We start from the raw sequence: 14,112 nt of genomic DNA on the forward strand, positions 1-14,112 counted from the left end.
CAAACAAATGTTCTATCGGAAAATTGTTTGTATAACGTACATTGAAAAATAATTCTGATAAAACCAAAAGGTGGAGGCAGAATTCATAGGCTGTAGAGTGGAGGTGCCCGAATCGTTGCAATTGGCAACACCAGAACCGTACTAGCAAGTACAGAGTTAGTTGTTTGAAAACTAACTCCAAGGCTACGGATGAGAGAAAAAAGAATCATCCGGAAAAGAACATACGAGGGGTACCGGGGGAAGTCCGCCCTGGCGAAGATAATCAGAAAAGTCAAGATAGTAAGATCTGATAGGAGCAGGGCGAAAGGAATCACGTCAAGTTGGGAGAGGATCTCGCGCAGGAGAGGCCCACAGTTATTTTTCACAGATAATTGGATGGAAGCGAAAGCTACCGCCCCACTCTACGAATGGAAGCCAAACAGTCTAATCACTTTTGCAATAGCTGTTGATTCACTTTATCAACCATCGTTAGGTGGAAGGAAAGAAGGTGATGTATCGAGAATAACAAGAAGGAGGTGTCTGGGATGACAAAGGAGATGGAATTTGCAAAGTGTATCGCTGTATTAAGAAAATTAATTCGATTAGGATTGATTTCAGAATCAGAATATACAGTAGCAAGAAAACGGTTGATGGACAGATTTTTGATACTAGAGGAAAGCAATCCGAAAGTAGCATAAAAAATCTATTTTGATATTCGTTAACAATTAATTAAGAAGATAAAATAGCAGTATACAAAGGAATTATCTTTTGTGTACTGCTATTGTACTATAGAGAGTTTAAAGAATGGAGGAATTATATGGGAGAAGTACAAGTATTAGAAGCAACAAGAACGGTTCCTAATGGCAGGGGCAGAGCAAGAACAGAAAGTAGTGGACTAAAAGTTGAAAGGATTCGTGTGGCTGCTTATTGCAGAGTATCAACAGATGGTGATGAACAGCTTGGAAGTTTTGAATCTCAAAAGCTTTATTATGAAGAAAAGATTGCAGCAAATTCAGAATGGGCAAGTGCAGGTATTTTTGCAGATGAAGCAATTACAGGAACAAAGGTGGATAAGAGAGAAGGATTTCAAGACATGATTCAGAAATGTCAATATGGCGAGATTGACTTGGTTCTTACAAAATCCATTTCAAGATTTGCCAGAAATACGCTAGATACGTTGCAATATGTGCGAATGCTTAGGGATAGAAATATTGCCGTTTTCTTTGAAAAAGAAAATATCAATACCCTAGATATGAATGGCGAAATGTTATTAACGATTATGAGTTCCCTGGCACAACAGGAAGTGGAATCCCTTTCCATGAATGTCAAAATGGGTCTTAAGATGAAAATGAAAAGAGGTGAAATGATTGGATTTAATGGTTGTCTTGGATATGATTATCATCCAGAGGATAAGTCCATTACAGTAAACGAGGATGAAGCGGAAATTGTCAAATTTATTTTCGATATGTATCTGCAAGGCTATGGAACCACAACCATTGCCAAAAGGCTGATAGAACTTGGGAAGAAGAATAAGAAAGGGAAAGTCAGCTGGCATACCCATGGAGTTATGGGAATTATTCAGAATGAAAAATACAAAGGAGATATTCTTCTTGGAAAAACATTTACTACAGATCCAATTTCAAAGAGAAGGCTTGCTAATATGGGAGAGGAAGATCAGTTTTATATCCGTGACCATCATGAAGCAATTGTTTCCAGGGAAGTGTGGGACGAAGCGGAGCAGGTTCGTCTGAAACGATCCAAGAATAAAGTGGTGGAAACTACCGGGAATCGGGAACGTTATACAAGGCAATATGCATTTAGCAGTATGTGTGAATGCGCCTATTGTGGGCATAAGTTGACAAGAAGGACAAGGCATAGCAGTTCTGTATATGAAAAACCTGTATGGCAATGTATGAATGCCACCAAGAATGGAATTGCCTGTTGTCCAAATTGTAAAGCCATTGATGAAAATATTTTGGAAGGAGCCTTTTTGGAAGCCTTCGGTTTACTAGCTGGTAATTTTGATGATGTGCTTGATCTGGTCATGACTCATGTAGAGGAAGCGGCAAGCAATGATGAGGACATCAGAAAAAAGAAGCAGATAGACAAAGACATATCTTCACTGGAATCTAGAAAAAGTCGAATGACAGATATGCTCATTGATGGTACAATTACAAAAGATGTTTTTAATGATAAGTTAATAGAAATCACTAGAAAACTTCATAATTTTGCCGAGAAGAAACTTCTATTGGAAGAGAGTATCGGTAAACAGAAAGATGTTGGCAAACGAATGTCAGAACTTCGTGAGACACTAAAGCAAGAAAATATCCTTGATGAATTTGACCGAGTAGTCCTTGAAAGTATTATCGACAAAGTTATAGTCGGAGGATACGATGAAGAAGGCAATCCAGATCCTTATAAACTGACTTTTGTATTAAAAGGGAATCAGTCAAAAACGATTCCGAATGCAAAGGACAATTATAAAGAGCAGAGGAATTCAGAGAAAGGAAAGAAGGTGTCATAGATGGAGAAACAGCTGGCAGAAGTTGTTGATGGGACTGAAATCAAAGAAATAACTGAGACACAAAATTTGTGTTCATGTGAGAATGACGGGGCAAGTAATATGGTCTCATCAGAGAATAACGACGCATGTGGAGGTAATAACTCTGTTGCAGAAAGCTTGAGGCAGAAGTGCAGAAAAGTTATGCCGATTTGACATATTAAAACGAATAAGTAAATAATACAGAAAGTAAAGATAGGCATTAGCGTGATTGTACCGTAGGGTAAATATACGTTAATGCCTTTTCTTTTTTTACATAAAGACGATTTGTTAAGATAACATTCATATTATTACACTTGTACGGATATTGATTATGAATTTGATACAATTTATTTCGAAAGGAGAAGCAGAGATTCGGTATAACAAATGTGTTAAGATATATGAATCATGGTGAAAACACATAACTATATTTTACATATTTGTGAGCAGATAGGTTTGAAGGCACTTTAATCCGAATAAATACCTGCGAGCAAGTCAATGGCAGGTGTTAAATGAAAAAGGTTAGAAAAATTGAAGTACCCGAGAAACAAACAGATAGCAGAAAATTAAAAGTAGCAGCATATTGCAGGGTGAGTACTAAATATGAGAGCCAGAAATCCAGTATAGATCTGTAGGTAGAATATTATACAAAATATATTGAGAAGCAGGCGGATTGGGAATTTTTATGGATATGACGTTATTGATGGAGAAATAGTATCAATAAAGAGCAGGCGGAGGTTGTAATAAATATTTTTGAATGGTATCTGGCAGGTTTATCTCTGAGGCAGATAAAGAATAGGTTGGAGTCTCTGGAAATTAAAACAGCTACTGGTAATAATGTGTGGCATGAAAAAGTAATACTTGGAATGCTTGGCAATGAGAAATATATGGGAGCAGCATCCTCCAGAAGTCTTATACTCAGGATTATCTGAATGGAAAACGTGAGAAGAATGATGGACAAAGAACCAGATACTATGTGTATGATACTCATTTGGGTATTATTTCAAAGGAAAAGTTCTTTGAAACTGTTTGTGAAATTAGGAATAGAAAAAGAAACATAAATAACAGTGATGGGGATATAAAAACAAGTGGAAAAAAATATAATGGGCAGAATTTGTTGGCAAATATACTGGTTTGTGAAGAATGCGGTGCTTCATTCAGAAGACGTATAGAACGAGGAAAAGTAGTATACAGATGTGCTACGAGAATGGACAAAGGACGAGAGGCATGTGAGAATTCACCAACAATTGAGGAAAGCTGGATCAAAGAAGAACTCGCCTAAGAGGGTTTGCGATGGGGAGTATATGGAGGAGAAAGTAAGGAAGATGGTGTATGAGATTAGAGTTGGAAAAGACAGAGTGTTAAAGATTGAAATAAAGTAGATAAAGATAATTATATTATTTTTTATATGATACAAAGCATCAAGAAATAGAACAATTGTTGATGCACGCACCAAATTTTTGTCAAGATTTCGCCATCCTCTGTGAGTGAACTCATTATCCTTAGAGAATATGCAGCAGGGAATGAGACTGCTGGAGTAAAAGTTTGATAAATGAGGTGTGAGATTACGATAAAACGGCAAGAGCGATTATGAAAAAGCTGTTCTTGTTGAAGATAGAAATTTTATGAATAAATTCTGTCAATATAACTGAAACTGTGTGTTTCATTATAAATGGTCTTTTATTTAAATTGTCGTAATAAGAAAATCATAAAAAGTTATGTCCAATTATGTCCAAAATTATATTGACATTATTGGTTATAAATGCTATTATAAAAGAGTAAAATACGAATGTGTCCAAAAAAGAGGTGCGAATATGAAATCGGGTTTGGTTGTAAAATTAGTTGAGGCTCATAGTTCTAGTAGCGAAGATGCTTTTAAAATTGCATTGAATAATTTAGCTGAAGATGAAGAGAAAAAAGGGAATGCAACCACGGCCTCGTTGCTGAGGAATGCGTATGTTTATGACAAAAAACGTTCAACCACATACAATGACAGTCCGCTTTCTGAAATGTCATTTTCAACACAGAGTGCCATCCCTATGCCTAAAGACAGGGATAGCACATTAGACTTACTAGAGGTTTTAACTCCTAAAATTAAACTATCTGATGTGGCTTTGCCGGAGAAGACAGTTCAAGTTCTGAAACAGGTTGTTGCGGAGCAAAGATCCATAGAACAACTTGCTGACAGAGGCGTTGTACCTGCGAATAGACTTTTATTTTGTGGCCCTCCGGGCTGCGGAAAAACTTTGACGGCAAATGCATTAGCGGGCGAATTGGATATGCCGATTGCATATGTGAAACTTGATGGATTGGTCTCCTCATATCTGGGACAGACCGGAACAAATATAAGAAAAATATTTGACTTTGTTAAGAATAAACGCATCATGTTGTTTTTAGATGAATTTGACGCAATTGCAAAGAAGAGAGATGATTCAAATGAATTAGGTGAATTGAAAAGAGTTGTTACAACACTACTGCAAAATATGGATGCAATGCCATCTAATGTTTTCTTGGTAGCAGCAACAAACCATCATCATCTTTTGGATCCAGCAATATGGAGAAGGTTCAATTCTTCCATATTATTGGAACTACCAAATTTAGAACAGCGAACACAGATGATTGATCATTTCTGTTCAGAAAAATTGACTGATTACAATATTGATCATAAAACATTGACAATTTTAACTGATGGAATGAGCGGTGCCGAAATTCAAAGTTTTATGCTATCACTCGCAAAATACTGTGTTTTGGAAAACAAAAAAGGTTCCATTTCGCAAAAGGAAATAGCTGAAATTTGGTTACAACAAAATACTCTTTTTATTAGTGAGAATAGCGAAGACTTTATGAAAGCCTTATTTCGATTGAAAAAGAACGGTATCCCCTTAAGAACTTTAGAAGAAATTACGGGTATACCGAAATCTACATTAGATTATCGTTTTAAAAAGGAGGGTATGAATGATGAGTAATGAACGAAGAGACCATTTGTGGATTCCGGATGAAGAAGTTGTCCGATTGGATAAGACTTTAACTGCCCGTCCGGCACCGAGGAATGTATCTTATGCAGAGCATGGACAAAAACTTAGCCATAGCCTGCAATCAATTAAGCAGACGATTGATAGCGTTGCTACTGACGACTCATTGATCGATTCAGGTCTTATGATATTCAAAGTAGAATTGCCTACTGGAGAAAAAATCAAAGATAAAAAAGATCTATTTCTTTCAACTGGAATGCAAGTAAAAGCGGTTAAAAATGAAAATAAAGCTGTTATTGCTACGACCAAAATGCAATTTCAATCATTGAAAAAAAGAGTGGACGATTATACACGCTCAGGAGCAGGGAAAACTTATTTTGATTTTATTGAGGATTTCAAGCCTTACGCAGGCAGTGAAAAAAACTCCAGTGCATTGCAAAAAACTACTTGTTCAGATGCAGTTCCGCCTTCTCTTGATATTCAAATAATGCTTGTCCCTAATTTGGGAGAAGAAGTAAATGGAAAGGCAATGAAGAGACTAATTGACAAAATTTCTGTACATGAAGGCAGTATCCAAGAGCAACCATATTATTTATCAGACAACACACCAGTTATTCGCGCTATAATTCCATCAAGTTCATTGATACACTACGAAAATGACTCTGCTATATATAGAATTGAGGAAACGGATTTTTTTAGTGCGGACGCTGCTTCAAAAAATGCGATTGACCTAAACGATTTGGAATTGGATGAAGACGTTTTAATTGACAATCTTCCTATAGTTACTGTTTTAGATTCGGGAGTGAATTTTCCAAATAATTTGAAATCGTTGATTCTTGAACATTGGATGGACAGTGGATCTGTCGGCGGCGATTCTGAACATGGAACCAAAGTTGCGAGTAGGGTCGCTTTTAAATATATTTGCAATCAATTACCTTGCACAAAAGTAGTTCCGCGAACAAGGATTATCGATTGCAGTATTTTAGATGGAAGTGTACCAGTAAATATCTTCATCAAACGAATACAAAATGCTGTTCATACTTTTTGTGATATTTCTAAGGTGTACAATTTGTCAGCAAATGCTGCATCTCCAATTGAAGGAGATGAAATGAGCATTTTGGGCTATGAACTGGATGCATTGCAGCTAAAACTGAATGTACAATTTGTGGTCTCGTCCGGGAACCATCAATTATGGAGCACTGAATCGAGTTTGGAAGATGTTTTGGATGATGACGATTCAAGAGTATCAGCACCAGCAGATTCTATGTTATCTATTGTCGTTGGTGCTATATCTGGAGAAACTCATCCGAACAGTTTATCTTCGGTTAATGAAATCACATCATATAGTCGAAGGGGACCAGGGTTTAATGGTTTCTCTAAGCCGGATGTTACTGCTTATGGTGGTTCAATTACATGCCTTGCTGGTTCTGTTTCTGTTCCAGAGGATAGATTCTCTTTACTTTTAGACAAAAACGGTAAGTTGACACCAGATGCAGGGACAAGCTTTACTGCACCAGTTGTTGCTGGAGATTTTGCAGAGATTTTAGGGATCACGCCTAATCAAGATATTTTGTTGGCGAAAGCTTTACTATATCACAACACTCAGCCTATTTGGGAAGAGGAAAGCATAACTGACGAGGAATTAGCTTTTGCTCATAATCTGTATGGCAGAGGATTATCTAATGTGGATGAAAGTAAGTATTCTTCGCCGTCTAAAGTGACTTTTTTGAGAACAGGAACGTTAAACAAAGTTACCAAAGAGAGAGTAACATTCTTCATGCCGGAAATTTTAGCAGCTCAAGTAGGAAGAAATGTTGCCAAAGTTTCTGTAACATGTGTTTCGATGCCGCCAGTTGATAGAACAAAAGGAACTGAATATTTAGGTGCATATGTAAGAGCCTCGTTGAAAAAAGGTAGCTCCGATGGACGATTAAAACCTGTTCAGCAGGATTTTAAAGAAGGACGTCAGAAATGGGATGTATGTCACCAATTTACAAAATTGTTTTCGAAATTTGAAGCTGGCGACTGGCAGATTTGGCTTGAACTGTTTTCACGTTGGGATGAAGAGAACATAGATGTGCCATATGCTTTGGCAGTTACTATTGAAGATGTTAGCAATACGTTGGATGTTTATAGTGAAATTGAAGCATTGAATAGATATCGTTCGATTAATACTCTCAGATTGCGTGTAGATGCCTAAGAAATACATAGTCAAAAATATTCAAATACAGAAGGGGCTGGTTGTTCTAGGAAATGTAAAGAGAAATAACATGAAACATACTTCAGAAAAATCAAAAGAAGGTGAAGAAAGGTACATATATGGAAAAAATGGTAGAAAATATTGTGATTCAGTTAATAATAGCTACTTTCACTGTTGTTTTTACAGTTATACTAGAAAAGTTAGTTACTAAAAGTCCGCCCAATGAAATAAGTAAACATATTACATTAAATACAATTAATGAACAACCGAATATATTTATTCAACCGACTCAAGTTATAGTAAAAGAAAAGACTATTTATAAAGAGAAAAATAGTAGTTCAAATGACATTGGTGTATTTGAAATGTTTATCATTGGAGCAGTTATTCTTTCAATGGTGATTACAGGTTACATGAAATTTAGAGTACAAATTCAAATAGGGATTATTGGCATGGCATTATCTTTAGAAATAATGGTTTTAATAGTTGCATGGTTTGGAATACGTAAAGGATTATCATTCGATAATAGAATTAAGAGTATTATGGCATTTAATATACTGTCTGTGATTATGGTACCAATATTAGTGGTACTTGTTGAACACCCATTTATGTATAAGAATGTTGATAAAGTAGCAATAGTGAATAATATTAATCAAACGGGAAGTTTTTCAGTATTTGATGATATGTCAATAACAGTATTTTTAACCTATCAAATTACAGGACTTGTATTAGCAGTAGTTTATATGTTGTATGTTCTTAGAGCAAATTTATTTTTAATTGCTTCAATCAATTTGGTTTTGCAGAGTAGGTTGAATAAACTTTGGGCTATTATTTATAAAAAAACTTATAAAAATCATAAGAATAGTATAACGTATATTGTTATTGGTAGTGTGCTGTTGGTACTAAGTTTTTTTATGGTTTCAGGAATTTTAGCAAATATATATGAGAAAATAAAGTAGTTGCCGCTCATTACACCTTGGAAACGTGGTAGTAACTATAAGCTTTAAAGGCAAAGTATAGCAAATTTCGTACGAGCAACGTTAAGACGGTGGTAAGATCGGATAGACCTAAATCTAGATGAGGTTATTCTCTTTGATCAGATATAAAATAGAGTCCAATATCTGAGAGGCACGATAATACTATTATGTTATGTTGTTTGAATTAAATTGTAAGTAATAAAGCCTTCAAGATTAACTCGTTTTTGAAGGTTTTCTTATTTACAATTTTATTCAGATTGTAAATAAGAAAGCGAGTACCGTTTACCATATAAATGATAACAGCAGACGGAGCTAAATATAAAAAAGGCAATTAGCAAGGATCTGAAAAAAATGCATTCATAGGCTATTTTTCTGAAATATATCCTGAAGCCAAGGGGGTACCAGGTTCATCGGTCATCTTTTTTATCTTCTCAAGGCATGTAGAGGCCACAATCCTGTTGCAGAAGATTTAAATGTTGAAATTTGAATGATTTGAGATGTTTGGAAAATGAGTTTGATTTAGACGTGAGAGGATGACTTTCGCGTCTTTTCTTTTACGCGTATAATTTTCATGGATATTCAATTTATATGAAGAGGATGAGCCATGAAAAAGGTTAGGATTATACCTCCTATTCCGAAGGAGTATAAAAAGCTCAAGGTTGCCGGGTATTGCAGAGTAAGCACATCTGGACCTGCACAATTGCGCAGCCTTGAGATTCAGATAAAAACTTACAAGAAAATGATTCGAAGTCACCCCGACTGGATTTATGCAGGGGTATTTTATGATGTCGAAAGTGGGCTGCGTCGGAATGGTAGAACCGATTTGAACAAAATGCTCAGGAAAGCTGCGAAAGGTGAAATTGATTACATCATCACCAAGTCAATCAGCAGGGTGTCGCGAGACACTCTGGAGATTTTGCAGATTATTAGATTTTTAAGAGAGCGAGGGATCAACATGCATTTTGAAACAGAAGACTTGGATTCAATCAATGTGGATAAGGAATTTGAGATTACACTGAGGGGGATGCTGGCACAGGATGAAAGCAGAAATACCAGTGAAAACATTCAGTGGGGGTTTCAACGCAAGTTTGAAAAGGGCGATATTTTTACACAGTATAAGAATTTCATGGGGTATACCTGCGTAGATGGCGATATTGTTATCGTACCAGAGCAGGCTGAGGTTGTCAGGAAGATATTTGACTTGTATTTACAAGGACTATCACTGGGACAAATAAAGGCTTATCTACAATCCCAGGGGATTAAAACTGTAACGGGGAAAGATGTCTGGGATAGAAAGACGATTCAGAAGATACTCAAGAATGAAAAATACAAGGGTGATACGATGCTGCAAAAGACTTTTACTGAGGATTTTATGACTGGTAAGAAAGTCAAGAACATTGGGCAACGCGGTCGATATTATATTAAGGACAGCCATCCGGCTATTGTTTCCGCTGAAGTATTCGATAAGGTTCAGGAGGAAATGGCTAAGCGTGCAAGTATTGTTAGAAATGAAGACGGTACGGTAGAAGCCAGCGGGATCAAATACAACGGTAAATATCTTCTGGGGAATCTGCTTGTGTGCGGTTATTGCGGCACATCGTATCGAAGAAGAACAGAGAGGGGCAAGGTTGTCTGGAGGTGTTCGACAAGGATTGAAATAGGGAAAGGTGCTTGTCCTAATTCTCCTACTTTGGATGAAGAGTGGGTAAAGGATATTCTAAGAAAAACATATTCCAATGGCATATGTGAAGAGGATTTAAGAGAAAAGATAAGTAAAATTAAAGTATATACAAAGCATATAACGGTATTTTATAAAAATGATGGAGAGACCGTAGATTTTGAAATTTGGTATTGATAAGCGCTAAATTAAAGTGTCCGAATGTGTACGAAAATTATTGACAAAACGGAGCACTGGTAATACAATAATAACAGTAAATGTCCGAAAGTGTACGAAAGTGTACGAAAATCATATGATGGAGAGTGTGACCATGAAGTCGGAATTGATAGAAAAATTAATCATTGCCCATTGTGATGGGGATGAAAATAAATTTATAGAAGCACTAAATAAATTGGTGAAAGATGAGGAGAAGAAAGGAAATGTACCTACTGCGTCAAGATTGATGAGAGCCTATGATAACAACAAGAAATCTGGAAATGTCAGTACAGATTTTAGCCCAAATACAACTGTTTTTTCATCACAGATGAATACTCCGAGAGATAAGGACAGTCTGCTAGAGTTATATGAAATTGTTCATTCAAAGATGTCATTAGATGATGTTATATTGCCTGAAAAGCAGAAGGATATTTTAGAACAGATTGTTTCAGAACAAAACAATGCAGAAGAACTATTAAAACACAATATGCCACCTATTAATAGAGTATTACTATGCGGCCCCCCTGGCTGCGGCAAGACTATGACTGCATATGCATTAGGTCATGAGCTAAATTTACCTATTGCATATGTTCGTTTAGATGGATTGGTGTCATCCTATTTAGGCCAGACCAGTACTAATCTGCGTAAAGTTTTTGATTCAGTAAGAAACCAAAGGATTATATTATTTTTGGATGAATTTGATGCTATTGCGAAAAAAAGAGATGACAGTAATGAGTTGGGCGAACTTAAGCGTGTTGTAACTACTTTGCTACAAAATTTTGACAATATGCCGGGAAATGTTTTTTTAATAGCTGCAACAAATCATGAGCATCTTTTAGATCCAGCAATATGGAGAAGATTTAATGTAACAATTACACTAGAATTGCCAAATGAAGAACAACGGCGAATCTTGATAGAAAAGGGAATCTCTAAGTATGGTGTTGAACCGCAGATCGACTATAAATTAATTGCAAAAGTATCAGAAGGTATTAATGGAGCACAGATAGGAGAATTAACAACGGCCGCAGCGAAGAAAAACCTTATCAATAAGAAACTAAAAACGGAAGATGTTATTGATATACTCATCCAACAATTAAGTAAGTTTTCGGATAGTGGGAATGAGCCGATGAAAGTCATTCACGAAATGATGGAAAGAGGAGTTTCATTAAGAACCGCCGCAAAAGCTCTGGGAATGTCGCATAATACTTTAGATTATCAATTAAAGAAGTATAGGGGGGAATTAGATAATGAATGACCAAGACAAATTTCATTTGTGGATACCTTCTGGGGAAGTGACTAAAGTACTTAAAAAACCAACTAGCAGAAATAAAAATTATGGTTTAAATCCAGCTGAGCATGGAAGTAAATTGTCTAAAGGCTTACAGGATATATTGGATATATTCAACAAATTAAAAGCCGGGGATTCCCTTCATGATGAAGATATCATGACCTTTAAAGTTGTATTGCAAGATGGGGAAGATTTTTCTAACAGAAAAAAGTTAATGGAAGATGAAGGGTTAAAAATTAATGCTGTTAAAGATAGTCGACATGCCATTGTATCAGCCAAGAAAGACGTCTTTGACAGATTGCAAGGGCGTATTGGAAGATATAGAGATCGTGGGACTGTAAAAGATTTTCAATATATAGATGATTTTGAACCATTTAGTTCAAGAGATAAACAATCAGCCTCTCTGATCCGTTATTTTCAAGAAAATAAAGATCAAATTGCAGTTGATGTTCAAATGATGTTATTACCAAACTTAGGAAATGAAATTCAAAAAAAAGCTGAGAAAAAACTAGTAGAGAAGATAATAAATAAGAACGGAAGTCTTCCTGCAGATCCATTCCAACTTACGGATGGAACAACAATAATCAGAGCATTGGTTCCTATGTCAAGTTTTAATGAGATAGCTGATGACCAAGCAATATATAGAATTGAGCAAACAGTTTTTTTTCTTAAGTATGCTCCTAGTGTATCTTCACCTTTTGGAAAAGGATTGCAACTGAAGCCAGGAGTGATAATTGAAGAATTGCCAGCAGTAGTTATATTAGACGATGGAGTTGATTTTCCAAAAAATTTGGCGCAGCTTGTTCCAATACATTGGCGAGCTACAGGATGCAATCGGCCAGTATTTTTCGGGAGCCATGGAACACCTGTGGCAAGTAGAGCTGCATTTGAAAATCTAGGGCTCTGTATATCTGATGAAAATCTCACGCCAAGAGTAAAGATTATCGATGCTAATATAATAGATGGGGAAAAGACAGCTTCAAATATAGTAATCCAAAGAATAAGAGAAGCTGTTATAACATTTTCACCTATTGCAAAGATATTTAATTTTTCATATAACGCACAGCAGCCAATAGATGGTGATGAAATGAGTTTTCTGGGATGTGAATTAGACTTGCTAACAAAGGCATATGGGGTCAGATTCGTTTTATCTGCAGGAAATCACCAATTAGTGTTTTCAGAAGATAATTTAAAGGACATTTTAGATGACGATGATAGTAGAATTGCAGAACCAGCCGATGCGATGCTGGGGATAACCGTGGGAGCAGTGGTTGGCCATACCCATAATGGAAGTATAAGTAAGGAAAATGATATTGCCCCTTATTCGAGAAAAGGGCCAGGATTTTGTGGGTTCTACAAACCTGATTTAGTAGCGTATGGGGCAACCCAATTTAAAAACGGTATTGCCCCAAGTGATCCATATGCACTATGCTTGTCGAATACAGGGTATTGTGCACTTCCGGGGACGAGTTTTACAGCTCCGACGGTTGCTGGAGACTTGGCACAGATACTGCCTGTAGTTCCAAATGAGGATATAGGCCTTGCTCAAGCACTTTTGTATAATGGAGTTATCCCTTTATTTGAAAATGAAGGGATAACTCAAGAAGAAGCAGAATATGCAGGTAATTTATATGGACGAGGATTATCAGCACCTAGAAAGAGTATGTATTCATCTGAAGATAAAATATCATTTTTACATACTGGAACATTGAATCGTTTAACAAAACAAAGAGTGAAATTCCATATTCCAACAATCTTAGCTGATGCAAAAGTCAAAAGAGGTGACGACAAAGCGAGAGTAACAGTGACTTGTATAGTTCAGCCGCCTATTGACAGAACCAAAGGAAGTGAATACTCGGGGGCCTATATTCAAACCTCAATCCATCGGTTAAATTCAAATGGGAAAAACGTTGTGGACAACCCGGATGTATCAGATAATAGAAATAAATGGGATTCATGTTACCATTTTTCAAATACATTTTCGAGTTTTTGCGCAGGAAGCTGGGAAATATGGCTTGAACTTTTTACACGGTGGGGAGTTGAAGATAATGACGAAATACCATACTCATTGGTGATTACCATTGAAGATTTGACACAGGCTGGAAATTTATATACAGAAATAATAAAAGAGACAGCTGGACGTTTCACTCCAGTACAACCAGTACGGTTAACTGTAAAGTAAAGACTGGGAATTTATACTCTACATTACCATGCATTGAGGTAGAAAAGGATACTACCTGATGATAGAATGGCTGAAGATATCTTAAATATTATTTCCAATACAATT

Annotated in this window: 12 protein-coding genes; all 12 read left to right on the forward strand. The window is 36.3% G+C overall.

The genetic code is table 11. From position 1 onward, the window contains the following. Positions 1 to 189 precede the first annotated feature (189 nt). The 12 genes from KCX82_RS18095 to KCX82_RS18150 all read left to right on the forward strand — a co-directional run bounded on the left by KCX82_RS18095 (position 190) and on the right by KCX82_RS18150 (position 14,007). Positions 190 to 528 (forward strand): hypothetical protein, encoded by a 339-nt coding sequence (locus KCX82_RS18095; protein WP_227019893.1) that lies wholly within the window; start codon positions 190 to 192, stop codon positions 526 to 528. Beyond that, positions 525 to 677, forward strand: coding sequence for a hypothetical protein (locus KCX82_RS18100; RefSeq protein ID WP_227019894.1), 153 nt, complete (start codon positions 525 to 527; stop codon positions 675 to 677). Before KCX82_RS18095 ends, KCX82_RS18100 begins: the two co-directional genes overlap by 4 nt. 119 nt (positions 678 to 796) lie before the next feature. Further along, the gene (locus tag KCX82_RS18105; protein WP_227019895.1) at positions 797 to 2,503 is read left to right on the forward strand and encodes a recombinase family protein; all 1,707 of its coding nucleotides are present in this window, start codon (positions 797 to 799) and stop codon (positions 2,501 to 2,503) included. Next, positions 2,504 to 2,695, forward strand: a complete 192-nt coding sequence (locus KCX82_RS18110) for a hypothetical protein (protein WP_227019896.1) — start codon at positions 2,504 to 2,506, stop codon at positions 2,693 to 2,695. Positions 2,696 to 3,234: 539 nt separating this feature from the next. After that, positions 3,235 to 3,450, forward strand: a complete 216-nt coding sequence (locus KCX82_RS23290) for a recombinase family protein (protein ID WP_227019929.1) — start codon at positions 3,235 to 3,237, stop codon at positions 3,448 to 3,450. Positions 3,451 to 3,509: 59 nt separating this feature from the next. Further along, positions 3,510 to 3,800, forward strand: coding sequence for a recombinase zinc ribbon domain-containing protein (locus tag KCX82_RS18120; RefSeq protein ID WP_227019897.1), 291 nt, complete (start codon positions 3,510 to 3,512; stop codon positions 3,798 to 3,800). A 532-nt stretch (positions 3,801 to 4,332) separates the two neighbouring features. After that, the gene (locus KCX82_RS18125) at positions 4,333 to 5,484 is read left to right on the forward strand and encodes an AAA family ATPase (protein ID WP_227019898.1); all 1,152 of its coding nucleotides are present in this window, start codon (positions 4,333 to 4,335) and stop codon (positions 5,482 to 5,484) included. After that, positions 5,477 to 7,690, forward strand: a complete 2,214-nt coding sequence (locus KCX82_RS18130; protein WP_227019899.1) for a S8 family peptidase — start codon at positions 5,477 to 5,479, stop codon at positions 7,688 to 7,690. Before KCX82_RS18125 ends, KCX82_RS18130 begins: the two co-directional genes overlap by 8 nt. A 119-nt stretch (positions 7,691 to 7,809) precedes the next feature. Further along, positions 7,810 to 8,646 carry a hypothetical protein gene (locus tag KCX82_RS18135; RefSeq protein ID WP_227019900.1) on the forward strand — a complete coding sequence of 279 codons (837 nt, stop codon included), beginning with the start codon at positions 7,810 to 7,812 and terminating at the stop codon, positions 8,644 to 8,646. Between the two features lie 622 nt (positions 8,647 to 9,268). Continuing rightward, complete coding sequence (locus KCX82_RS18140) at positions 9,269 to 10,519, forward strand: recombinase family protein (protein WP_227019901.1); 1,251 nt, start codon at positions 9,269 to 9,271, stop codon at positions 10,517 to 10,519. 133 nt (positions 10,520 to 10,652) lie between these two features. Next, positions 10,653 to 11,792 (forward strand): AAA family ATPase, encoded by a 1,140-nt coding sequence (locus KCX82_RS18145; RefSeq protein ID WP_227019902.1) that lies wholly within the window; start codon positions 10,653 to 10,655, stop codon positions 11,790 to 11,792. Next, positions 11,785 to 14,007 carry a S8 family peptidase gene (locus KCX82_RS18150; protein WP_227019903.1) on the forward strand — a complete coding sequence of 741 codons (2,223 nt, stop codon included), beginning with the start codon at positions 11,785 to 11,787 and terminating at the stop codon, positions 14,005 to 14,007. Before KCX82_RS18145 ends, KCX82_RS18150 begins: the two co-directional genes overlap by 8 nt. The last annotated feature ends 105 nt before the right edge of the window (positions 14,008 to 14,112 follow it).

The organism is Sinanaerobacter chloroacetimidivorans (assembly GCF_018128545.1).
Lineage (GTDB): Bacteria > Bacillota > Clostridia > Peptostreptococcales > Anaerovoracaceae > Sinanaerobacter > Sinanaerobacter chloroacetimidivorans.

Coding starts and splice junctions, on each gene's coding strand:
- KCX82_RS18095 (WP_227019893.1), top strand. CDS start 190: ATGAGAGAAAAAAGAATCATCCGGAAAAGAACATACGAGGGGTACCGG.
- KCX82_RS18100 (WP_227019894.1), top strand. CDS start 525: ATGACAAAGGAGATGGAATTTGCAAAGTGTATCGCTGTATTAAGAAAA.
- KCX82_RS18105 (WP_227019895.1), top strand. CDS start 797: ATGGGAGAAGTACAAGTATTAGAAGCAACAAGAACGGTTCCTAATGGC.
- KCX82_RS18110 (WP_227019896.1), top strand. CDS start 2,504: ATGGAGAAACAGCTGGCAGAAGTTGTTGATGGGACTGAAATCAAAGAA.
- KCX82_RS18125 (WP_227019898.1), top strand. CDS start 4,333: ATGAAATCGGGTTTGGTTGTAAAATTAGTTGAGGCTCATAGTTCTAGT.
- KCX82_RS18130 (WP_227019899.1), top strand. CDS start 5,477: ATGAGTAATGAACGAAGAGACCATTTGTGGATTCCGGATGAAGAAGTT.
- KCX82_RS18135 (WP_227019900.1), top strand. CDS start 7,810: ATGGAAAAAATGGTAGAAAATATTGTGATTCAGTTAATAATAGCTACT.
- KCX82_RS18140 (WP_227019901.1), top strand. CDS start 9,269: ATGAAAAAGGTTAGGATTATACCTCCTATTCCGAAGGAGTATAAAAAG.
- KCX82_RS18145 (WP_227019902.1), top strand. CDS start 10,653: ATGAAGTCGGAATTGATAGAAAAATTAATCATTGCCCATTGTGATGGG.
- KCX82_RS18150 (WP_227019903.1), top strand. CDS start 11,785: ATGAATGACCAAGACAAATTTCATTTGTGGATACCTTCTGGGGAAGTG.